This is a genomic window from Bradyrhizobium sp. 155, assembly GCF_023101105.1.
In the GTDB taxonomy this organism is placed as follows: Bacteria; Pseudomonadota; Alphaproteobacteria; order Rhizobiales; family Xanthobacteraceae; genus Bradyrhizobium; species Bradyrhizobium canariense_D.
Genome location: NZ_CP064704.1, coordinates 1420512 through 1442367 on the forward strand (window position 1 = coordinate 1420512; position 21856 = coordinate 1442367).

Sequence of the window (21856 nt, forward strand, 5' to 3'; positions counted from 1 at the left end):
GCCAGTGTCGTCGGTGCCTATAAAATTTGCAATCAAGCCGGATTGAAAACCGGTATCCAACGTTGCGGGAGTAACGCTAAGTTCGCGTGCGCGCTTCTTCCCGCGTCGCCGGAGGGCCTATGAAGATCGCCGTTGCCAAGGAAATCGATCCGTCGGAGCCGCGGGTCGCCGCTTCGCCGGATACGGTGAAGAAGTTCAAGGCGTTGGGCGCCGAGATCGCCGTCGAGCCGGGCGCCGGCCTCAAGTCGGGCCTGCCGGACTCCGAATTCACCGCCGTGGGCGCCACCGTCAGCGCCGACGCGCTGAAGGACGCCGACATCATCATCAAGGTGAAGCGCCCTGAAGCCTCCGAGTTGGCGCAGTACAAGCGCGGCGCGCTCGTCATCGCCATCATGGACCCCTACGGCAACGAGGCCGCGCTGAAGACGATCGCCGATGCCGGTGTCTCCGCCTTCGCGATGGAATTGATGCCGCGCATCACGCGCGCGCAGGTGATGGACGTGCTGTCCTCGCAGGCCAACCTCGCCGGCTACCGCGCCGTGATCGAGGGCGCCGAGGCCTTCGGACGCGCCTTCCCGATGATGATGACCGCGGCCGGCACGGTGCCCGCCGCCAAAGTGTTCGTGATGGGCGTCGGCGTCGCCGGCCTCCAGGCGATCGCGACCGCACGCCGTCTCGGCGCCGTCGTCACCGCGACCGACGTCCGGCCCGCCACCAAGGAGCAGGTCGAATCGCTCGGTGCAAAATTCCTCGCCGTCGAGGACGAGGAATTCAAGAACGCGCAGACCGCCGGCGGCTACGCCAAGGAAATGTCCAAGGAATACCAGGCCAAGCAGGCCGCGCTCACCGCCGAGCACATCAAGAAGCAGGACATCGTGATCACCACCGCGCTGATTCCGGGCCGGCCGGCGCCGAGGCTCGTCACGGCTGACATGGTCAAGTCGATGAAGCCGGGATCAGTGCTGGTCGATCTCGCCGTCGAGCGCGGCGGCAATGTCGAAGGCGTCAAGGCGGGCGAGGTCGCTGATGTCGGTGGCATCAAGATCGTCGGCTACACCAACGTCGCCGGCCGCGTCGCGGCGTCGGCCTCCAGCCTCTACGCGCGCAATTTGTTCAACTTCATCGAAACGATGGTCGACAAGACCAGCAAGGCGCTGGCCGTGAACTGGGACGACGAGCTCGTCAAAGCGACCGCGCTGACCAGGGACGGCGCCGTCATCCACCCGAACTTCCAGCCGAAAGCGTAAGGAGAGCCGCCATGGAGCATGTTGCACAGGTCGTCGACCCCTTCGTCTTCCGGCTGTCGATCTTCGTTCTCGCCGTCTTCGTCGGCTATTTCGTGGTGTGGTCGGTGACCCCGGCGCTGCATACGCCGCTGATGAGCGTGACCAATGCGATCTCCTCGGTGATCGTGGTCGGTGCGCTGCTCGCGGTCGGGGTCGGCATGATCTCGAGCGGCTCGGGCTGGGCGCGCGGCTTCGGCTTCATCGCGCTCATTTTCGCCTGCGTGAATATCTTCGGCGGCTTCCTTGTCACCCAGCGCATGCTGGCGATGTACAAGAAGAAGGTGAAGTGAGCGGCGTTCACCTCGGGGTGACAAAGACAAAGGGGACCTGAGATGAACGCCAATCTGGCTGCAGTTCTGTATCTCGTGGCAGGTGTGCTGTTCATCCTGTCGCTGCGCGGGCTGTCCAGCCCCGCCACATCGCGGCAGGGTAATTTCTTCGGCATGATCGGCATGGCGATCGCGGTCGCCACCACGCTGGCCAGCCATCCGCCGGCGGACGGCCTCGCCTGGATCCTCGTGATCCTTGGCATCGCGATCGGCGGCAGCGTCGGCGCAGTGATTGCCCGCCGGGTGCCGATGACCTCAATGCCGGAACTGGTCGCCGCGTTCCATTCGCTGGTCGGCATGGCCGCGGTGCTGGTCGCGGCCGGTGCGTTCTACGCGCCGGAGGCCTTCGACATCGGCAGCCCCGGCAACATCCATCCGCAGAGCCTGGTCGAGATGTCGCTCGGCGTCGCCATCGGCGCGCTGACCTTCACCGGCTCGGTGATCGCGTTCCTGAAGCTGTCCGCGCGCATGAGCGGTGCGCCGATCATCCTGCCGTTCCGCCACATCATCAACATTGCGCTCGCGATCGCGCTCGTCGTCTTCATCGTCGGGCTGGTCATGACGGGCAGCGCGCTCGACTTCTGGCTGATCGTCATCATCGCGCTGGCGCTCGGCGTCCTCATGATCATCCCGATCGGCGGCGCCGACATGCCGGTCGTGATTTCGATGCTTAACTCGTACTCGGGCTGGGCCGCGGCCGGCATCGGCTTCACCCTCGGCAATTCCGCGCTGATCATCACCGGCGCGCTGGTGGGATCAAGCGGCGCGATCCTGTCCTACATCATGTGCCACGCGATGAACCGCTCCTTCATCTCGGTCATTCTCGGCGGCTTCGGCGGCGAGACCGCGGCGGCCGGCGGTGGCGGCGGCGAGCAGAAGCCGGCCAAGCTCGGCTCGGCCGACGACGCAGCCTTCATCATGAAGAACGCGCAGAAGGTCATCATCGTGCCCGGCTATGGCATGGCGGTGGCACAGGCTCAGCATGCGCTGCGTGAAATGGGCGACATCCTGAAGAAAGAAGGCGTCGAGGTGAAATACGCCATTCACCCGGTCGCCGGCCGCATGCCCGGCCACATGAACGTGCTGCTGGCCGAGGCCAACGTGCCCTATGACGAGGTGTTCGAGCTCGAGGACATCAACTCCGAATTCGCGCAGGCCGATATCGCCTTCGTGATCGGCGCCAACGACGTCACCAATCCGGCGGCCGAAGAGGACAAGACCTCGCCGATCTACGGCATGCCGGTGCTCCAGGTCTGGAAGGCCGGCACCGTGATGTTCATCAAGCGCTCGCTCGCTTCCGGCTATGCCGGCATCGACAATCCGCTGTTCTATCGCGACAACACCATGATGCTGCTCGGCGACGCCAAGAAGGTCACCGAGAACATCGTCAAGGCGATGTAGCGCGGAGGCAAGCGGGCCATTGCCAATGCGACGCGCGAGCAGCGCGTCGCGTGGCACACCGCTCACCAGGCGGCGTGCGGCTGCCGTGACGTTCCGGCCCGCCTCGGGCGATGTCATGAAATTGCTGCCGAGCCGGTGCAAACCCTGAACAGGGGCCGGGTCGCGTCATCATGACCATCGTCAAATGGATCGCCATCCTGCTCGTGACCGTCTATTGCGCCGGTCTCCTCGTGCTGTATGTCAGGCAGCGCGAGATGCTGTTTCCGATCCCGCCCGTCGGTCGCACCACGCCGGACGCCGCAGGCTTCCCCGAGGCCGAAGAGCACGTCCTGACTACCTCCGATGGCGAGAATGTCATCGTCTGGCACGTGCCGGCGAAGCCAGGCCGCCCCGTGATCCTGTATTTTCCGGGCAATGGCGATTATCTCGCTGGTCGCGTCAGCCGCCTCAAGGCCATGACGGCGGACGGCACCGGCCTGGTCGCGCTGTCCTATCGCGGCTATGCCGGCTCGAGCGGGGCGCCGAGCGAGGCGGGCCTGCTGCGCGATGCCGCGGCCGCCTACGCCTTCACCACCGCGCGCTACGCGGCGGAGCGAATCGTCGCGTGGGGCTTTTCGCTCGGGACCGGCGTGGCGGTCGCGATCGCCTCGGAGCATCGTGTTGGAAAACTCATCCTGGAAGCGCCCTATACATCGACGGCCGATATTGCAGCTTCATCGTTCTGGTACGTTCCGGTCCGCCTGCTGATGCGAGATCCATTTCATTCCGACGAGCGCATCCCGCGCGTCACTGTGCCGCTATTGGTGATGCATGGCACCGATGACCTTGCCATTTCCATCGTGTTCGGAGAGCGTCTGTTCGCGCTTGCGCACGAACCGAAGGAGTTCGTTCGCTTTGCGGGCGGTGGACACGACAATCTCGATGCGTTCGGTGCGATTGAAACGGCGAGGCACTTCATTGCTTTCTAGACGGCTTGTCGTTCGGCGCGCGAGCGGGTTCATCGCCGCGATCCTCGTCGTGTTGTTGCCACAGCACGCATGGGCGGCGACCGGGCTCGACGGCGCGGCGATGCGCTGGCCGTATGCGCTGCCCTTTGCCGGCCTCCTGCTGTCGATCGCTCTCGGGCCGCTGCTGTTTGCAAAAGTCTGGCACCATCATTACGGCAAGATCGCCGCGGCCTGGTCGCTGCTGGCACTCGCCTCGCTCGTCATCCTGGCCGGGAGCATGGCGACGTTGGCGGCGCTCGTTCACGCCATGCTCGCCGAATATCTCGGCTTCATCGTGCTGCTGTTCTCGCTCTATGTCGTGGCTGGCGGCATTCTCGTGACGGGCGACATCAAGGCGACGTCGGCATCAAATGCCGGCATCCTCGCGCTCGGTACGGTGATGGCGAGTGTCGTCGGCACCACGGGGGCGGCCATGATCCTGATCCGCCCTCTGATCCGCGCCAACCGACCGCGGCGCTACAACGCCCATGTCGTCATCTTCTTCATCATCCTGGTCGCCAATGTCGGTGGCGCGCTGAGCCCGCTCGGCGATCCCCCGCTGTTCGTCGGCTTCCTGCATGGTGTCGACTTCTTCTGGACCACGCGGACCATCTGGCTGCAGACGGCGATCGTTGCCGGACTGCTGCTCGCGATCTTCGTCGTCATCGACGTCTGGCGCTTCCGCAGCGAACCCTTGCTCGGCGCCGCCGGCGCCGCGAAGCCGGTCCGCATCCGCGGCCTCGTCAACCTGGTGCTGATTGCAGCCATCGTCGCGAGCCTGCTGGCCTCGGCGATGTGGAAGCCCGGCATCGCTTTCGACATTCTCGGAACCAGGCTGGAGCTGGAAGATATCGCCCGGAACGCGGCGCTGCTGGCCATAGCGGGCCTGTCGGTGTGGTTGACGCCGGACGAGCACCGGCAGGCCAACGGCTTCACCTGGGAGCCGATCCGCGAAGTCGCAAAGCTGTTCGCCGGCATTTTCATCGCGATCATCCCGGTCATCGCCATGCTCGATGCCGGCCATCACGGCGCGTTCGCCTGGCTGTTGTCGGCCGTGACCGCTCCGGACGGCACGCCGCGCGAGGTTGCCTATTTCTGGTTCACCGGTCTGATGTCGGCGTTCCTCGACAATGCGCCGACCTATCTGTTGTTCTTCGAGCTCGCCGGCGGCGACCCGCAGATGCTGATGCACGAACTCTCGGGCACGCTCGCCTCCATCTCCATGGGCGCAGTCTACATGGGCGCGCTTACCTATATCGGCAATGCGCCGAATTTCATGGTGAGCAGCATCGCCAGCGAGAACGGCATCGAGATGCCGAGCTTCTTCGGTTATTTCCTGCGCGCCAGCGCGGTGCTGATCCCGCTGTTCGTGCTGCTGACGCTGCTGCCGTTCGCTCCGATCCTGCGCTGGCATTGAATCTGCCGCGCGATTGCTACTGCTCGGCTGAGACAATTGGAGCCGATGGATGAGCGCGCACAATCCGACGCCTCGATCGGCCTGGATCTTTCCGGCGCTGGCCGTGCGAGGCGCATCTGTCGGGCCGGGCCTTGGTGCTCAGCGTCGTGCTGCTGCTGATTGCGCTGCTGGCGGTCGTGTTGCTGTCCAAGAAATTCTCGCTGGTGGTCGATGCCGTCGCGGCCAGGATCGGCGCGCCGCCTGCCTTTGCTCCTGACCTTCTTCCTGAGCATGCTGACCTTCGGTACGGGCAGGACCAATGTCCTGTTCGGGCTGGTCCATAAGGTGGTATTTGCCGTCTACGTGTTCGTGGTTTTCGTGCCCTGAACCGGTTTTCCGGATATGCCCCAGGAGAGTTCCGATGCTTGCCGCCGAGTCCGAGGTTCAGGTCGACAATGAGCAGGTTCGGGTGACCGAGTGGCGGCTCGCGCCAAACAGCGCCACCGGGCATCACACCCATGGCATGGACTACGTCATTGTTCCCGTGGTCGGAGGGGAAATGACCATCGTGGCGCCCGATGGCGAGCGGTCCAAAGCACAGCTTGCGGCCGGGAAATCCTATTTTCGCAAGGCCGGCGTCCAGCACGACGTGCTTAACGAAACCGCAACCGAGATCGTGTTCCTTGAGGTTGAGCTGAAGTCGTAAGTCCGGCGTACCCCTTTGCCATTGATCCGTCGCAGTTGATCCCTCACTATGCCTCAAAGTTCCCGCATCAGATCGCGCGGGGAGTGGCCGGAATGCTGAAATACATCGCTAAAATCTCGATGGACATCTTCCCCTCGGTGCTCGCAACGATCATCGGGGCGTATATCGTTAATCATTACATCAACGCCAAGCCGGCGGCGGATGCGCCCGCGGCCGTGAGGGCGCCCGCCGAGGCCGGCAAGAACGGCAAGCCCGCCGATGTGGCCAACCTCCCCGCGCCCGGCGTCAAGGCCAAGGGCATCTCCGAGAAGAACGTGACGGACAAGCCGGCGGCCGAGAAGGCTGCCGATCATCCGGGCGCGGAGTCGAAGACCTCGACGGCGGACGTGGCACCGGCCGAGGCCGCCCCGCGCGGCAAGCCGTCCGGTCGCGAGAAGGCAGTCGCCAAGTCCACGCCGGCCGTCAGTGCAGCCGCTCCCGCCGCCCCGGTGGTGGAGGCCAATTCGGCGCCCGCTGCTGCCGCGCCGGCCGCAACCCCCGACGCCAACGATCTCGTGCGCGCCGCGATCGAGCGCCTGCGCAAGTCGCCTGAGAGCAAAGCGGCTGAGGCCAAAGCTTCCGACACAAAGGCTGCCGACACAAAGGCTTCCGACAATAAGTCTTCCGAGACCAAGGCGCCCGAGAAGACTCAGGAGCCTGCGGTGCGTGAAGCCGCCCGCACTCCGGAGGCCCCGCGTATCATTCCCGTGGATACGTCATCGGTGCGTCCGTTGCCGCCGCCGATCACGGTCTCGACACCCGCAGCCGAGGCCTATGGCAATGGCGGCTCGTCGCAGCCGAGCCCGCCCTACACGGCGTCGGTCGGCAACGAGAACCCGAATCGGCTGACGCCGCCGGCTGATATTCCGGTCCCGATGATTGCGCCCCCGCTCGATCTGCGCGCCGATGCCGGCGCGTCGATGCCGCGGCCGAAGACCAATGTCGCCGACGACATGCTGTCGGGCGTTAAGTCCATGTTCCACTCCGTTCTGCCGAAGAGCGTCACCCCGGATTAAGACGGCGCCCGCGCTGCGCCAGACTCGTCAGCCGCCGACGCGGGCGAGGCCGCTGCGGGCGGCGTCGTCGCGTGGGCGAAGCGAGACCGCCTTGGTGTAGGACGCCGCCGCCTTGGTCCTGTCGCCCAGCCGTTCATAGGCTTGCCCGCGTATGGTCCAGACTTGGGCATTGTGGGGATCGGCCTCGGAAGCCTCATCCAGATCGGCCGCGGCCTCCTTGACCTTGCCGACGGCGAGATAACTGGTGGCGCGGCCGAGCAGCGGCTCGACCTTCTGCGGGTTAAGGCCGCTCGCGGCACTGAAATCGGCGATGGCGAAGTCGTGCTGGTTCTTGCCCTGGTAGATCAGGGCGCGGCCATAGAGCGCCTGCGCGTTGTACGGATCGAGTCCGACCGCGTGATTGAATTCATCGAGCGCGGCCGCCGTCTCGCCGGACTTTGCCAGAGCCTGGGCCTTTGCCGTATGGGCTTGGGCTTCGCTGACATTGCCGGCGCTGACCACGTTCTCAGCGGTCGTGGCCGCCTTGGGTGCCTCCTGCGGCTTCTCCTTCTCCGGCGTCAGCGACCCCAGGTCGAAGGAGCAGCCGCATAGCGAAATCCCCATCAAGGCCAGCGCAAACGGCTGCTGCAAGATCTGCCGTAGCCGCGCCAAGCCGCGCTTGGGGAGAGGGGAGGCCATCTACGGTTCGCTCGCGCTAGTGCCGCATCGGTAGTGCCCCATCCCAGCAAGGCACCGCTCACAAAACAATAACGCGGGCCAGGGGCCCGCGTCATCGAAAACTGAAATCTCTCAAGTCGGGTAAATCAGCGCGGTCCGCGCGGACCAGCACTTGCACCTGCGCCTGCACCCGGGCCGCCGCGACCGCCACGATCACCGCCGGGGCCAGCACCGAACACCGGCTTCGGCTTCATCGGCAGCAGGCCTTCGCGCTGCAGCTTCTTGCGGGCCAGCTTGCGTGCGCGACGCACGGCTTCGGCCTTTTCACGGGCCTTCTTCTCGGAGGGCTTTTCGTAGTGACCGCGGAGCTTCATCTCGCGGAAAATACCCTCGCGCTGCATCTTCTTCTTCAGCGCCTTGAGGGCTTGATCGACATTGTTATCGCGAACGAGAACCTGCACGCGGCATCCTCTTCAGTGGATCGGATTTGAATTCTGGTAAGTCAAAGGGGATGGCGAAACGCACAAGCCCTTAACCTTGAGGGCGCGGATGTATCAGACAAAACTTGGGATGTCCACCGGCCAAGCGGGTTTTCGGGCCAAGTTCAGCCATTAAATGAGGCAAAATACCTCTGTGCGGCCCTGATTTGGGAGATTTGACGCCAAGGGTGGGGCCGTTTCCGGAGCTTTGTTCCGGAATCTTTGAAAGCAGGGGACGACACATGGATATGAAGAAATACGCGGCCGAAGCTATCGGTACCTTTTGGCTCACATTCGCAGGTTGCGGAAGTGCGGTGATCGCAGCCGGCTTTCCGCAGGTTGGCATCGGTCTGGTCGGTGTCTCCCTCGCGTTCGGACTGAGCGTGGTCACCATGGCCTATGCGATCGGCCACATCTCAGGCTGTCATCTCAATCCGGCCGTCACTGTCGGTCTTGCCGCCGGCGGACGTTTTCCGGCCGGACAGATCCTGCCTTATGTGATTGCGCAGGTCGCCGGCGCGATCGTGGCCGCGTGGCTGCTCTACGTCATCGCAAGCGGAGCTCCCGGCTTCGACGTCAGCAAGGGGTTCGCGTCCAACGGGTACGATGCCCATTCTCCCGGCCAGTACAGCATGATCGTGTGCTTCCTCACCGAGGTGGTCATGACCATGATGTTCCTGTTCATCATCATGGGCGCGACTCACGGCCGCGCGCCCGCCGGCTTTGCGCCGCTGGCGATCGGGCTCGCGCTGGTGATGATCCATCTCGTCAGCATCCCCGTCACCAACACCTCCGTGAACCCGGCGCGTAGCACGGGGCCCGCGCTGTTCGTCGGCGGCTGGGCGCTGTCGCAGCTCTGGTTGTTCTGGGTTGCGCCACTGATCGGCGGCGCGCTGGGCGGGGTGATCTATCGTTGGCTCAGCGAAGAGCCCACTGGCGTCGTCGCGGGCGCGAAGACGGCATAACTGCAAAGCGGGATCGCGGCATGCGCCGCGGTCCCGTTATTTGCCGGTCGTGGGTCGCACTTCGGTGACATGTCCCATCTTGCGGCCCGGACGCGGCGCGCCCTTGCCGTAGATGTGCACCGTTGCGCCCGCGACGCTCAGCCACTTGTCATATTCGTTGATCTCGTCGCCGATCAGATTGGTCATGGTGACGACTTCGCCGTGGCGCACGGGCTTGCCGAGGGGCCAGCCGGCAATGGCGCGGATGTGCTGCTCGAACTGCGAGACGGACGCACCGTCGAGCGTCCAATGTCCGGAATTGTGCACGCGCGGAGCGATCTCGTTGACCAGCACCTTGGGTCCGGTGCCGTTGGCGAGCACGAACATCTCGACGGCAAGCACGCCGACATAATCGAGCGCGCCCGCGATCTTGCCGGCGATACTGCGCGCTTCCTCGGCGAGCACGTCCGGGATCCGGGCGGGCGCACGGGAGATCTTCAGGATGTGGTCGCGGTGCTCGTTTTCGGTGACGTCGAAACACTCGACCTGGCCCGTGGCCGAGCGGGCGGCGATCACGGAAATCTCACGCTCGTACGGCACGAAGGCTTCCAGGATGGCCGATTTGGTGGCGAGACTGGTCCACACTTTCGCGACGTCGTCGCCCTCGCGGATGATGGCCTGGCCCTTGCCGTCATAGCCGAAGCGACGGGTCTTCAGCACCGCCGGAAGGCCGATCCTGGCGATCGCCTCGCGCAATGACGGGACCGAGGTGACGTCGGCGTAGGCTGCGGTGCCGATGCCCAGCCGCGTCACGAAATCCTTCTCGGCGAGCCGGTCCTGGGTGGTCTCGAGGATCTTGCGGTTGGGCAGCACCGGGCGGCGCGCATCCAGCACCATCGCGGCCGCGGACGGCACGTTCTCAAATTCGTAGGTGATGACGTCGACGTCGTTGGCGAACAGCTCGAGTGCTTCGACATCGGCATATTCGGCGCAGGTCGCATTCAGGACGACGTCGAAGGCCGGTGAGTCCGGATCGGGCGAGAACACCTGGCAGCGCAGGCCAAGCCGGGCCGCCGCCATGGCCAGCATCCGCCCCAATTGTCCGCCGCCGAGGATGCCAATGGTGTCGCCGGGCTTCAGCTTCACCTGCTTTGCGTCAGTCACGCCTTGTCCTCCGGGCGCTCGGCCACGGCCTCGGTCTGCGCCTTGCGCCAGGCGGCGAGGCGATCGGACAAGGCCGGGTCGGACAAGGCCAGCACGGCCGCCGCCAGCAACGCCGCATTGATGGCGCCCGCCTTGCCGATGGCGAGGGTGCCGACCGGGATGCCTGCGGGCATCTGGACGATCGAATAGAGCGAATCGATGCCCTTGAGCGTCCTGGATTCGATGGGGACGCCGAACACGGGCAATTCCGTCAGAGCCGCCGCCATGCCGGGCAGGTGGGCTGCGCCACCCGCGCCGGCGATGATGACCTTGTAACCAGCCGTCTTGGCGCCTTTGGCGAACGTAAACAGCCGGTCGGGGGTGCGGTGGGCCGAAACGATGCGGGTGTCGGCGGCAACGCCGAGCCCTGCGAGCGTGTCGGCGGCATGCCGCATCGTGTCCCAGTCCGACTGGCTTCCCATGATGATGGCGATCGGCGCGGTCATGACGTGAATTGTTCTCGAAAAACAGAAAGATAGGCCAGACTAAAGGTTCCGGCCGGTGGCTCGCAAGGCGGTGGCAAGGAGAAGGGAATGAACTATCCTGTCTTGGTGAATCCCCGCAAGCCTTCATTGAGCAGGATGCCCATGAAGAAACCAAAAAGGGCAAGCGCTGCGAAGGCCAAAAAGGGCCCGAAGCCCAGTGCCGGCCGCTCCAAAGTTGCTCTCAAGCGTCCGGCCAAGCGTCGGATCAAGGGTCCGGCGCGGCGTCCGACCAGGCCGTCGCAGCGGGCAGCGTCTGCCGATGACGGGGCCAAAGCGGCCATCGAGCCGGCCATCAACGCGACCATCCGCGAGCTCCGGAGCAAGCTCAGGGGGGCGCTGCGGCGGGTCGCGGAGCTCGAGGCGGCTGCCGACACCGATTTCCTGCTCGAAATTCCGAACCGGCGCGGCTTCGAACGCGAGCTCGCCCGCGCCGTCGCCTACATGAAGCGCTACCGCGCCAGCGGGGCGCTGATCGTGCTCGACGTCGATCGGTTGAAGCCGATCAACGATTCCTTCGGCCATGCGGCCGGCGACGAGGTCCTGAAGGCGATTGCCACCACGCTGACGCGGCAGATCCGCGCTTCGGACGTGGTCGGCCGGCTCGGCGGCGACGAGTTCGCGCTGCTGCTCTGGAATCTCAGCGAGACCGACGCCAAGGCGAAGGCCGCGGCTTTCGAGCAGGCCATCGACGAATTGTCCTTTGTCTTTCGCGGCCAGCACGTGAGCGCGGGCGCTTCCGCCGGCGTCGCCCTGCTCGGAGTGCAATCCGACGCCACGCGCGCCCTGGAGGAGGCCGATGCCGCGATGTATGTGCGCAAGGCGCACCGGCGGCACGAGCCGCACATCAGGCTCGTCAGCAGCTAGTTAAAGCGTGCCGAGGTCTTTCGGTACGTCGCCGAAGCTGCGGAGCAGTTTTGCGTCCCCGAATTCGCCGGTCATGGGATCGCCGCTGCGGCTGAACGCGACCGCGCCGGTGTGGCCGGCGCCGTGCGACATAATCTCGGCGCGCCGTAGCGCGGCCGCCGCGCTCTGGCATTCCTCGGCCGCACCCGCGACCGGCGATCCGTCCTCGTCGGTCAGGAAAGGTAATGCAACGTAATAGGTGACATCGGACATGGTCGGCTCCGATAGCTGACAGTCAGGCGGCGCTGCTCTTGCTCCGCATCTTGCTGCGCGAGGTCTCCGGAATGCAGCCTGCGGAAACCGCCGCCTGCAATTCTTCCAGCTCGGCCTCCAGATATTCATTGGCCATGATCAGCGCCTTGATGGTGCTGCGCAGATTGCCGTCGCACATCGCGATCGCCTGATCGCAGGCTTGTTCATAATGGCTGTTGTCGAGAAGGGCGGTTGCCGACATCTGCATTTTCCTTAGACGGTTTCCCCGGGGTGTTGGGTGCTCAAATGTTCTTATTTTGTTCCTTTCGAGTCAAGCGGATTTACGTGCGGCGGGGCCGCCGTAAAGTTCTACCCGTGGATCAGGCGATGATGTCGGGCGTGATCTGGTCTTCGATGAACGCGATACGGTCACGCAACAACAGCTTGCGTTTCTTCAACCGCTGTAACCGCAACAGGTCGGGGGCGGGCGATTGATGCAGTGCATCGATCGCCACATCGAGATCTCGGTGTTCCTGGTGCAACCGGGCGAGCTCGGATTCGAGTTCGCGCGCATCTTCATTGGTCATGTCTGCGGTGGCCGAAAAACCGATAGGCGTGAGATTAAGGCTGTGGATGCCCTGTGGAAACTATCGTCCTTGCGCGCCGTGATCGCAAGCGATCTCGGGCTGTCGCGCGCCGATCTCCCGCGAGATATTTCTGCGGTCGCTCCGGCGTTGCGCAAGCGCATTGATATCACGGATTTTTCCCGCGTGGTTCCCTTACTCACGCTTCGTTACATATGAATTTCTAAAAATGACAGCGCGACGACTGATATCCATCGACAGAACAAATCGGTGATGTACACTTCCTCGTCCGGTCGAATCCAAGGTTCACCCCTACCGAGGAGGTTTCGAATGACAATTCAGGCACATCTGGTTGAATTGGAACGGAAGCACAAAACTCTCGAAAACGAATTGCACGAAGCTCTCGTGCACCTTTCAACAGACGACCTGCAAATTGTTGAGTTGAAGCGCCGGAAGTTGATGGTCAAGGACCAGATCGAGCGTCTCAGGCACGGCGACACGCTCCACTAGTAACCCCGTAACAGCGTAGAGTTGATCGCACCCTTTCAGGCAGGGATGGGAGCCTTTGCGCTCATCCCTGCTGCAAGGCGCGCAGCGTGCAAGGATTTGCGCGGCTCCAGCGTCTTGTCTGGACGCAGTTCTTTACGCGCAACCGGAATCCAATTCGCTTTAAACCACTAGATGTTTGCGAGCTCGGCGACGTGATCCGCGATCGCGAGCGATGACGTCAATCCGGGCGACTCGATGCCGAACAGATTGATCAGGCCTTCGACGCCGTGATCGCGCGGGCCCTGCATCAAGAAATCCTGCGTGGCCACCGCCGGCGGCACGATCTTCGGGCGGATGCCCGAATAGCTCGGCATGAGAGCACCGTCAGGCAACGTCGGCCAGTATTTGCGGATCGCCGGGTAGAAGCGCTCGGCGCGTGACGGGTCGACCTCATAGTCGATCGTCTCGATCCACTCGACGTCAGGGCCGAAACGGGCCTGCCCGGCCATGTCCAGCGTCAGATGCACCCCTAGGCCACCGGGCTCGGGCACCGGATAGATCAGGCGCGAGAACGGCGCCCTGGCATTGCAGCTGAAGTAGTTTCCCTTGGCGAGGTAGGCCGTCGGGATCCGTTCCAGCGGCATGCCCTCGATGTTGCGCGCCACGGTGGTCGCCGAGAGCCCGGCGGCGTTGACGAGGAGGCTGCATTGCAGCGTCATCGGCGCTTCGCCGCCCGCCTCGATCTCGATGACGCCGGCGGTCGCCTTGGCACGGATCAGCGGGGTGTGAAACGCGAAGGCCGCGCCCGCGTCCTCGGCTTCGCCGCGCAGCGAGAGCATGTAGGCGTGGCTGTCGATGATGCCGGTCGACGGCGACAGCAGCGCGGCGTCACAGGCGAGCGCCGGCTCCAGCGCACGTGCCGCATCACCCGTGAGCAACTGCATGTCGAGCACGCCGTTGGCCTCGGCATGCGCCTTGATCGATTGCAGCTTCTCGGTCTCTTTCGGATTGGTCGCGACGATCAGCTTGCCGCAATTCCTGTGCGGGATGCCGCGCTCGGAACAGTAACGATAGAGCGCGTGCTTGCCGTCGACGCACATGCGCGCCATCCAGCTTCCGGCGCGGTAGTAGATGCCGGCATGGATCACCTCGCTGTTGCGCGAGGAGGTGATGGTGCCGATGGCCTCGGCTTGCTCGAGCACGATCACCTCGCGCCCGGCTTGCGCCAGCTTTCGAGCCACCGCGAGCCCGATCACGCCGGCTCCGATGACGACGCAGTCCACCCTATCCATGGTCGTGCAGGACGTCCGCTCGAAGCGACGATGGCCCCACGCCTGGGGAGGGCGACGCGGGGGCTTTTTCCGTTAAGGAAGCATTTATCATGTCAGGGCAATTGCCGTATTTGATGCCACATTGTTCCGTTGCGCGTACAGGCGTTTACCCGATCCAAACTCGCGAGGCCAGACAATCCGACGTTGAAATCGCGGGTGGCTGATGGCTGAGAAGAACTGGCACGCGGGCAGCGCGCTTCCGATTGCGGTGCAGGCCGTCGTGTGCCTGGCCGCAGCGGTCGCGCCTGCGCGCGCCTTTGCCCTCTCAGACAGCTTCACCCCTCCGAGCTATCTCGGCGAGCTTGATCCCAACGTGATCTGGGAAGCCCTGATCGCGGGAATTGTGATCTGTTCGTTCTTCGCCGCGATCGCGCTGTGGATCCATTCCTCGCTGCGCCGGACCAGGCGTCTGCAGCTGCGGCGCAATGCCTTCGTCTCCTCCGCCATGAACAATCTCAACCAGGGCGTGGTGATGACGGATGCGCAGCGGCGCGTCATCTTCTGCAACGACCGCTATATCGAGATTTACGGCCTGGCGCGGTCGGATCTCTGGGCCAACATGAACGGCTACGAACTCCTTGAGCTGCGACGCAAGCGCGGGGTGCTCGGCGCCGCCTCCAACGACGAGTTCTACGAGAAGGCGGCAAGCACCAACGGCTTGATCACCGAACTGCCGGACGGGCGGGCCATCCTGGTGAAATATTTCGTGCTGCCCAACGGCGGCTCGGTGACGACGCATCTGGACGTCAGCGAGCAGCGCAGGCTGTCGCGGCAGCTCGCCTCCACCAAGCAGTTCCTGGAAACGGTGCTGGACAACGTGCCGGCCTGCGTGGCCGCAAAGAACATCGAGGATGGTCGCTACATCTTCGCCAACAGCGCCTATGAGCGGTTCTGGGGCTTCTCGCGCGACCATGTCGTCGGCAAGAACGCGCGCGAGCTGTTTGCGCCGATCTCGGCGGACAGCATCGAGGCGACCGACCGCACGGCACTCGATTCGCCGGACGGCCAGTTTCGCAACGAATTCGAGGTCGACCGCGCCGGTGAGCGACGCATGGTTGCCTCGATCCGGATCGTTGTCCGCAACGAGAGCAACAAGCCCGAATTCCTGATGCTCGTGTTCGAGGACATCACCGATCGCCGCTCGCTGTCGAAGGAGCTGGAGAGCACGAAGAAGTTCCTCGAGCTCGTGGTCGACAACATCCCGGTGGCCCTGATCGTCGAGCAGGTCAAGGACGGCCGCTACCTGCTCGCCAACCGCAGCGCCGAGACGATCCTCAACCGCAGGCGCGAGGAAGCCACAGGCCTGACCGCGTCCGACATCTTCAATCCCAAGGAAGCCAAGCTGATCATCGCGCGCGACGAAGCCGCGATCAAGAAGCGTGGGATGATCACCGAAGAGCACCCGATCTCCACAAAGGACGGGCTGCGGCTGTTCCTCACCCGCCGCGCCACCGTGCTGAGCGACACCGGCGAGCCGCAATATCTGATCAAGACCCACGAGGACGTCACCGATCGCCGGCAGACCGAGTCGCGCATGGCGCACATGGCCTATCACGACGGCCTCACCGATTTGCCGAACCGTGCCGCTTTCCTGCAGGCGTTGACCCAGATGATCGAGGCCTGCGAGGGCACCGGCGAGGAGTTCGCGGTTCTGTGCGTCGATCTCGACGGTCTCAAGGAGGTCAACGACGTCTTCGGTCATGCGCACGGCGACAAGCTCCTGGTCGAGGTGGCCCAGCGGCTCCAGGACTCCGCGCGCGGCGGCGTGGTGGCGCGCCTGTCCGGCGACGAGTTCGGCCTGATCATCGACGGTAAGCAGCCGGATGCAGGTCTCGCGCTGGCGCAGCAGATCGGTGATGCCGTCGCTAAGGAATTCCAGATCGACGGCCGCCCGGTCCGCGCCGGCGTCACCACCGGCATGTCGATCTTCCCGCACAACGGCGCCGACGCCGCCTCGTTGCTCGCCAATGCCGGCGCGGCGCTGTTCCGCGCCAAGCAGAAGTCGCGCGGCACGATCAGCCTGTTCCAGCCGGAGATGGACCAGCAGATCCGCGATCGCCGCGTGCTGCACCAGGATCTCTCGATGGCGATCAAGAACGGCGAGCTCTCGCTCGCCTTCCAGCCGCAGGGAGCAGCGGGCCACAGCGTCGCCGAGAGCGAGATCATCGGCTTCGAGGCGCTGGCGCGCTGGCAGCATCCGGTGCGCGGCCAGGTCTCCCCGGCCGAATTCATCCCGATCGCGGAGGAAAGCGGCCTGATCGTCGAGATGGGCGAGTGGATCCTGCGCGAAGCCTGCCGCGAGGCCGCGTCCTGGCCGAAGCCGCTTCAGATCGCGGTCAACCTGTCGCCGGCGCAGTTCATGCACGGCGACGTGGTCGGGCTCGTGCATTCCATCCTGCTCGAGACGGGTCTCGCACCCGGTCGGCTCGAGCTCGAGATCACCGAGGGCGTGCTGATCGAGGACTTCGATCGCGGTCTGGCGCTGCTGCGCCGGCTCAAGGCGCTCGGCGTGCGCATCTCCATGGACGATTTCGGCAGCGGTTATTCCTCGCTGAGCTATCTCCAGGCGTTCCCGTTCGACAAGATCAAGATCGACCGCGCCTTCATCATCAATCTCGGCCGCAACCCGCAATCGGCGGCGATCGTGCGCGCGGTGATCGATCTCGGCCATGGCCTGGAAATGTCGATCGTCGCCGAAGGCGTCGAGACGCTGGAACAACTCGCCTTCCTCGCCGCGGAAGGCTGTGACGGCGTGCAGGGCTATCTGCTCGGCAAGCCACTGCCGATCGGGAAATATGCCGGCCTCGTCGGTCGTGCCGAAGTCATGGAGCTTGCGCTCAAGACCGGCTAGAGCGTTTTTCGAGCGCAGCGGATGCGGGTTCGCGTCAAGAGAACGCGCCAAACCAGAATCTAGAGCCCCGTTCCGATTTCATCGGAAGGGAAATGGCTCTAGAGATGGCGAGCGTTTCGCTCCCATTCGACGGCTTCATGGCGGATTACGATTTTGCGATCATCGGCGGCGGCCTGAACGGTGTCAGCCTCGCGCGCGATGCCGCCGGCCGCGGCCTGCGGGTCATCCTGTTGGAGCAGGGCGATCTGGGCGGCGCGGCGTCGTCGGCAACGCCGCGGCTGATCCACGGCGACCTGTCGGTTCTGGAACGGCGCGGCTTCCGCCGGGTGCGCCGGGCGCTCGCTGAGCGCCGGATCTGGCTCCGGATCGCGCCGCATCTGGTTCGGCCGATGCGCTTCGTGATCCCGGCGCATTCCGACGAGCGCCCACCATGGCTGCTGCGCGTCGGCCTGCTCCTCTACGACAGCCTCACCAGCCGGAGCGGCCTGCCTGCAACGGCGACCCTCGACATCACGCATCATCCGGTCGGCAACGCGCTGAAACGACCATTCGGCACGGCCTTCGAATATTCGGATTGCGTCGTCGACGATTCCCGACTGGTGGTGCTCACGGCACTGGATGCGGCCGAGCGCGGCGCCGTGATTCGGACTGGAGCGCGCTGTGTGCGCGCCGATCGAACCGACACATGGCGGCTCGCGGTGGTCGACCGCGGCCATCGTCGCACGATCACGGCCCGGGCACTGGCCAACGCCACCGGCGGCTGGACGTCGATGGTCGCCGAGACCGTGCTGCGGCAGCCGCAACCCGCCGTGGCGGCGATGCAGATGAGCCAGATCATCGTCCCGCGATTGTTCGATTCCGATAACGTCTACGTCTTCCAGAACAGCGATGGCCGGCTGATCTTCGCGAGTCCTATCGCGCGCGATTTCACACTGATTGGAACAGTCACGCACGATTTCACCGGCGATCCTGCGATCGTCGCGATGCGGGGGGCCGACGTCAGCTATCTCTGCGAAGCGGCCAGTCGCTATTTCCGCGAGCGCGTTGCCCCGACCGACGTGGTGCGCGCGGTCTCCGGCGTCAACCTGACGCTGGCGTCCGCGCGCGGGCGTGATGGCACGACGCTGTTCGACGCGCGACGGCGCAAGGCGCCGCTGATCACGATGTTTGGCGGTGACGTCACCACCTCGCGCCTGCGGGCGGAGCGCGCGGTGACGAAGTTGACGCCGTTCTATCCGATGTCGCCGCCCTGGACCGCAGGCGCGGCGCTGCCGGGCGGAGATTTTGCCTGGGATCGTTTCGACACCGAGGTCGATCTTGCGCGTGACCGCTGGCGCTTTCTCTCGGAGGCGCAGGCCCAACGCCTCGTCGCGGCCTATGGCTCGCGGCTATCGGCTGTGCTTGCCGAGGCGAAGACCCGGGACGATCTCGGCCCCGCCTTCGGTCCCGAACTGACCGGGGCCGAGGTGCGCTATCTCATGACCCACGAATGGGCGCGTTTTCCCGAGGACATCCTGTGGCGCCGCTCCAAGCTCGGCCTGACGATGTCAGCGGGGGAATGCAATGCGCTGGCTGCGTTCATGGCGAATGCGTGAACGAACGGCCTCTAACCGGTTGAGTGAGGGACGATCGGCCGCTAGCGTGCGGCTTGATTGGGGTTGGCAGGAACCATGACTGACGAGTTGCCCAGAACAGACGCGGCTGCGGCTGCGGTCGGAGAGACGCAGCTCGCGGCCGGCGAGCCGTTGCTGCGCATCGAGGGCGTCGCCAAGACGTTCGGGACGTTCCGGGCCGTCGATGGCGTCTCGCTCGACATCAAGGCCGGCGAGTTCTTTGCGCTGCTCGGGCCCAGCGGCTGCGGCAAGACCACGCTTCTGCGCATGCTCGCCGGTTTCGAAGCGCCGGATCAAGGGCGCATTCTGCTCGGCGGCAAGGACATCGCGCAGGCGCTGCCGCATGAGCGGCCGATCAACATGATGTTCCAGAACTACGCGCTGTTTCCGCACCTGTCGGTGCGCGACAACATCGCCTTCGGCCTGAAGCGCGCCGGTATGGCGCGCGCAGACATCGCCACGCGTGTGGCGGAGATGGTTGCGCTGGTGAAGCTCGACGGACTCGAGAAGCGCAAGCCCGACCAGCTCTCCGGGGGACAGCGCCAGCGCGTGGCGTTGGCGCGTGCACTGGCGCGACGCCCGCAGCTCCTTCTGCTCGATGAGCCGCTCGCAGCGCTGGACAAGAAGCTGCGCGAAAGCACCCAAGGCGAACTGATGGAGCTTCAGCGCCGGCTCGGCATGACCTTCATCATCGTCACCCACGACCAGGAAGAGGCGATGACGATGGCGAGCCGGATCGGCGTGATGAGGGACGGCAGGCTGGCGCAGGTCGCGAGTCCCCGCGAACTCTACGAGGCGCCACGCTCGCGCTGGATCGCGGAGTTTGTCGGCGACATCAACCTGTTCGACGCCAAGTCCAAATTGCGCGACGGTCATCGTCTGGTCATAGGCACGCGCGATGCGGGACCGCTGGTGGTGGCGGAGCCGCGCGAGCCGTTCGGTGAGGTCAGATTATCGGTTGCGATCCGCCCCGAGAAGGTCAAGCTGTCGCGCCGTGGGCCGGCGAGGGAGGCCGGTCATGAGACGGCGATCAACCAGCTGGACGGCGTGATCGCCGACATCTGCTATCTCGGCGGCACCACCACTTACAAGGTGAAGCTCGAGGCCGGCGGGACGGTGCAGGCGTCGGTCGCCAACAGCGCGCGCCTTGACGTCGACGCCTACAGCGTGGGCCAGCCTGTCGTCGCCTGGTTCACGCCCGACGACTGCGTGGTGCTGCCGTCATGAGCGGGCGCCGCATTTTTGCGCGACCGGCTCACTTTGCCGCGATCGCGCCCTATGTCTGGATGGTGCTGTTCTTCCTGGTGCCGTTCGGCTTCGTGCTGAAGATCAGCCTGTCGCAGACGGCGATCGCGCAGCCGCCTTACGAGCCGGTGTTCGACCTGATGGCGGGATGGGGGGCGCTGAAGGCCGCCTTTGCCGCGCTGTCGATCGACAATTTCAGGCTGCTCGTCTCCGACGATATCTACGTGTTCGCCTATGTGCGTAGCCTCACCGTCGCCGTCACCGCGACCGCGCTGTTGCTCCTGATCGGCTATCCCATCGCCTACGGCATGGCGCGGCTGCCGGCGCGCTGGCAGGCCGTGGCGATGGTGCTGGTGATCGTGCCGTTCTGGACCTCGTTCCTGATCCGGATCTATGCCTGGATCAACATCCTCCAGCACGACGGCCTGCTCAACCAGATACTGCTGGCGCTGCATCTGGTTAGTCAGCCCGTGGTGTGGCTCTCCACCGACAGCGCGATGTATATCGGCATCGTCTATTCCTACCTGCCGTTCATGATCCTGCCGCTCTACGCCACGCTGGCCAAAATGGAGCCGGTGCTGGAGGAGGCCGCCTCCGATCTCGGCGCGCCGCGCTGGCAGGTGTTCTGGCTCGTCACCTTCCCGCTGTCGCTGCCCGGCGTCGGCGCCGGCGTGCTGCTGTGCTTCATCCCCATCGTCGGCGAGTTCGTCATTCCGGATCTCCTGGCCGGCTCCAATGCGCTGATGATCGGCCAGACCTTGTGGCTCGAATTCTTCACTAACAAGGACTGGCCGGTCGCCTCCGCCGCGGCCATCGTGTTGTTGGTGGTGCTGCTGGTCCCGCTGCTGCTGTACGAACGGCTGCAGAAGCGGCAGCTGGAACAGGGGCGGTGAGGCGATGCGCAAGGTCTCCCGTCTGTCCCGCTTCAACGTCGCCTCGCTTTCGCTGGGTCTGGCCTTCCTCTATCTGCCGATCCTGATCCTCGTGATCTATTCCTTCAATGCCTCGCGGCTGGTGACGGTGTGGGGTGGCTGGTCGCTGCGCTGGTATCACGAGTTCTTCAATGACCGCGCCATGATCGAGGCGGCCTGGATGAGCCTGCGCGTCGCGGTTTCGTCGGCAACCATTGCGACCCTGATCGGCACGCTCGCCGCCGTGGCGCTGTCGCGCGGCGAGCGGTTTCGCGGCCGCACCCTGTTCTCCGGCATGCTCTATGCGCCGCTGGTGATGCCGGAGGTGATCACCGGACTGTCGCTGCTGCTGCTGTTCGTGGCGCTAAACGCGGAGCGCGGCTTCTGGACGGTGACGATCGCCCATACCACGCTGACGATGTGCTTCGTCGCCGTCGTCGTGCAGTCCCGCCTCGGCTCGCTCGACCGCTCCTTGGAAGAGGCCGCGATGGATCTCGGCTACGACCCCCTGCGCGCGTTCGTGGCCGTAACGCTGCCGCTGATCGCGCCTGCGATCGTCGCGGGCTGGATGCTCGCCTTCACGCTGTCGCTGGACGATCTCGTGATCGCGAGCTTCACCACCGGCCCCGGCTCGGCGACGCTGCCGATCCGGATCTATTCGGAAGTGCGGCTCGGAGTGAAGCCCGAGATCAACGCGATCTGCACGCTGGTGATCGCCTTGATTGCTGTTGTCATCGTCATCGCCTCGCTCGCCTCGAAACTGTCGAGCTCGCAGGGCGAGAGCGCGGCGCCGCTATAACGGGAGGCGAT

At 64.8% G+C, this 21856-nt stretch carries 24 protein-coding genes and 1 pseudogene; 17 read left to right on the forward strand and 8 right to left on the reverse strand.

Annotated elements, in window-relative coordinates; genetic code table 11:
- The first annotated feature begins 119 nt into the window (after positions 1 to 119).
- The 8 genes and pseudogenes from IVA93_RS06935 (at position 120) to IVA93_RS06970 (ending at position 7159) form a co-directional block, all read left to right on the forward strand.
- Complete coding sequence (locus tag IVA93_RS06935; protein WP_018453811.1) at positions 120 to 1247, forward strand: Re/Si-specific NAD(P)(+) transhydrogenase subunit alpha; 1128 nt, start codon at positions 120 to 122, stop codon at positions 1245 to 1247.
- A gap of 11 nt (positions 1248 to 1258) precedes the next feature.
- Positions 1259 to 1576 carry a proton-translocating transhydrogenase family protein gene (locus IVA93_RS06940; protein ID WP_018453812.1) on the forward strand — a complete coding sequence of 106 codons (318 nt, stop codon included), beginning with the start codon at positions 1259 to 1261 and terminating at the stop codon, positions 1574 to 1576.
- Between the two features lie 42 nt (positions 1577 to 1618).
- Entirely contained in the window at positions 1619 to 3016 is a 1398-nt protein-coding gene (locus IVA93_RS06945; RefSeq protein ID WP_018453813.1) for an NAD(P)(+) transhydrogenase (Re/Si-specific) subunit beta, read from the forward strand.
- Between the two features lie 170 nt (positions 3017 to 3186).
- Entirely contained in the window at positions 3187 to 3984 is a 798-nt protein-coding gene (locus tag IVA93_RS06950; RefSeq protein WP_018453814.1) for an alpha/beta hydrolase, read from the forward strand.
- Entirely contained in the window at positions 3938 to 5419 is a 1482-nt protein-coding gene (locus IVA93_RS06955; RefSeq protein WP_026232601.1) for a sodium:proton antiporter, read from the forward strand. Before IVA93_RS06950 ends, IVA93_RS06955 begins: the two co-directional genes overlap by 47 nt.
- A gap of 110 nt (positions 5420 to 5529) precedes the next feature.
- Positions 5530 to 5785: pseudogene (locus IVA93_RS06960) on the forward strand (ionic transporter y4hA); the annotation flags it as partial.
- Between the two features lie 34 nt (positions 5786 to 5819).
- A complete protein-coding gene (locus IVA93_RS06965; RefSeq protein ID WP_018453817.1) occupies positions 5820 to 6104 on the forward strand; it encodes a cupin domain-containing protein in 285 nt (94 codons plus the stop codon).
- 92 nt (positions 6105 to 6196) lie between these two features.
- On the forward strand, positions 6197 to 7159 hold the full coding sequence (locus IVA93_RS06970) for a hypothetical protein (protein ID WP_247789733.1): 963 nt from the start codon (positions 6197 to 6199) through the stop codon (positions 7157 to 7159).
- A 27-nt stretch (positions 7160 to 7186) separates the two neighbouring features.
- Here IVA93_RS06970 and IVA93_RS06975 read toward each other — a convergent pair whose 3' ends face one another.
- Both IVA93_RS06975 and rpsU read right to left on the reverse strand, forming a co-directional pair.
- Positions 7187 to 7837 carry a tetratricopeptide repeat protein gene (locus tag IVA93_RS06975; protein WP_026232602.1) on the reverse strand — a complete coding sequence of 217 codons (651 nt, stop codon included), beginning with the start codon at positions 7835 to 7837 and terminating at the stop codon, positions 7187 to 7189.
- A gap of 125 nt (positions 7838 to 7962) precedes the next feature.
- Complete coding sequence (gene rpsU / locus IVA93_RS06980) at positions 7963 to 8277, reverse strand: 30S ribosomal protein S21 (RefSeq protein ID WP_007614218.1); 315 nt, start codon at positions 8275 to 8277, stop codon at positions 7963 to 7965.
- A gap of 260 nt (positions 8278 to 8537) precedes the next feature.
- On the opposite strand from rpsU, the gene aqpZ reads away from it, so the two are divergent.
- Positions 8538 to 9260, forward strand: a complete 723-nt coding sequence (gene aqpZ / locus IVA93_RS06985) for an aquaporin Z (protein ID WP_018453820.1) — start codon at positions 8538 to 8540, stop codon at positions 9258 to 9260.
- 36 nt (positions 9261 to 9296) lie between these two features.
- Here aqpZ and IVA93_RS06990 read toward each other — a convergent pair whose 3' ends face one another.
- A complete protein-coding gene (locus IVA93_RS06990) occupies positions 9297 to 10403 on the reverse strand; it encodes a 5-(carboxyamino)imidazole ribonucleotide synthase (protein ID WP_018453821.1) in 1107 nt (368 codons plus the stop codon).
- The gene (purE, locus tag IVA93_RS06995) at positions 10400 to 10888 is read right to left on the reverse strand and encodes a 5-(carboxyamino)imidazole ribonucleotide mutase (protein WP_007614214.1); all 489 of its coding nucleotides are present in this window, start codon (positions 10886 to 10888) and stop codon (positions 10400 to 10402) included. The genes IVA93_RS06990 and purE overlap by 4 nt, the downstream gene beginning before the upstream one ends.
- A 141-nt stretch (positions 10889 to 11029) precedes the next feature.
- On the opposite strand from purE, the gene IVA93_RS07000 reads away from it, so the two are divergent.
- Positions 11030 to 11791 (forward strand): GGDEF domain-containing protein, encoded by a 762-nt coding sequence (locus IVA93_RS07000; protein WP_018453822.1) that lies wholly within the window; start codon positions 11030 to 11032, stop codon positions 11789 to 11791.
- Here the strand turns inward: IVA93_RS07000 and IVA93_RS07005 are convergent, their stop codons facing one another.
- The 3 genes from IVA93_RS07005 to IVA93_RS07015 form a co-directional block, all read right to left on the reverse strand.
- Positions 11792 to 12043, reverse strand: coding sequence for a hypothetical protein (locus tag IVA93_RS07005; protein ID WP_007614211.1), 252 nt, complete (start codon positions 12041 to 12043; stop codon positions 11792 to 11794).
- 22 nt (positions 12044 to 12065) lie between these two features.
- Complete coding sequence (locus tag IVA93_RS07010) at positions 12066 to 12284, reverse strand: hypothetical protein (RefSeq protein WP_007614210.1); 219 nt, start codon at positions 12282 to 12284, stop codon at positions 12066 to 12068.
- 118 nt (positions 12285 to 12402) lie between these two features.
- Entirely contained in the window at positions 12403 to 12609 is a 207-nt protein-coding gene (locus tag IVA93_RS07015) for a YdcH family protein (RefSeq protein WP_007596255.1), read from the reverse strand.
- Between the two features lie 69 nt (positions 12610 to 12678).
- Here IVA93_RS07015 and IVA93_RS07020 point away from each other — a divergent pair, with 69 nt between their 5' ends.
- Together IVA93_RS07020 and IVA93_RS07025 are read left to right on the forward strand one after the other, a co-directional pair.
- Positions 12679 to 12825, forward strand: a complete 147-nt coding sequence (locus tag IVA93_RS07020; RefSeq protein ID WP_240543946.1) for a hypothetical protein — start codon at positions 12679 to 12681, stop codon at positions 12823 to 12825.
- Between the two features lie 111 nt (positions 12826 to 12936).
- Positions 12937 to 13116, forward strand: a complete 180-nt coding sequence (locus IVA93_RS07025; RefSeq protein ID WP_007596254.1) for a YdcH family protein — start codon at positions 12937 to 12939, stop codon at positions 13114 to 13116.
- A 167-nt stretch (positions 13117 to 13283) separates the two neighbouring features.
- Here the strand turns inward: IVA93_RS07025 and IVA93_RS07030 are convergent, their stop codons facing one another.
- On the reverse strand, positions 13284 to 14387 hold the full coding sequence (locus IVA93_RS07030) for an NAD(P)/FAD-dependent oxidoreductase (RefSeq protein ID WP_018453826.1): 1104 nt from the start codon (positions 14385 to 14387) through the stop codon (positions 13284 to 13286).
- 202 nt (positions 14388 to 14589) lie between these two features.
- Between IVA93_RS07030 and IVA93_RS07035 the strand changes: the two genes are divergently transcribed.
- The 5 genes from IVA93_RS07035 to IVA93_RS07055 all read left to right on the forward strand — a co-directional run bounded on the left by IVA93_RS07035 (position 14590) and on the right by IVA93_RS07055 (position 21845).
- Positions 14590 to 17277 (forward strand): sensor domain-containing protein, encoded by a 2688-nt coding sequence (locus IVA93_RS07035; RefSeq protein ID WP_018453827.1) that lies wholly within the window; start codon positions 14590 to 14592, stop codon positions 17275 to 17277.
- A gap of 137 nt (positions 17278 to 17414) precedes the next feature.
- Complete coding sequence (locus tag IVA93_RS07040) at positions 17415 to 18872, forward strand: glycerol-3-phosphate dehydrogenase (protein ID WP_026232603.1); 1458 nt, start codon at positions 17415 to 17417, stop codon at positions 18870 to 18872.
- Positions 18873 to 18947: 75 nt separating this feature from the next.
- Complete coding sequence (locus IVA93_RS07045; protein WP_026232604.1) at positions 18948 to 20117, forward strand: ABC transporter ATP-binding protein; 1170 nt, start codon at positions 18948 to 18950, stop codon at positions 20115 to 20117.
- Positions 20114 to 21028, forward strand: a complete 915-nt coding sequence (locus tag IVA93_RS07050; protein ID WP_018453830.1) for an ABC transporter permease — start codon at positions 20114 to 20116, stop codon at positions 21026 to 21028. Before IVA93_RS07045 ends, IVA93_RS07050 begins: the two co-directional genes overlap by 4 nt.
- Positions 21029 to 21032: 4 nt before the next feature.
- Positions 21033 to 21845, forward strand: a complete 813-nt coding sequence (locus IVA93_RS07055) for an ABC transporter permease (protein WP_018453831.1) — start codon at positions 21033 to 21035, stop codon at positions 21843 to 21845.
- Positions 21846 to 21856: the final 11 nt, after the last annotated feature.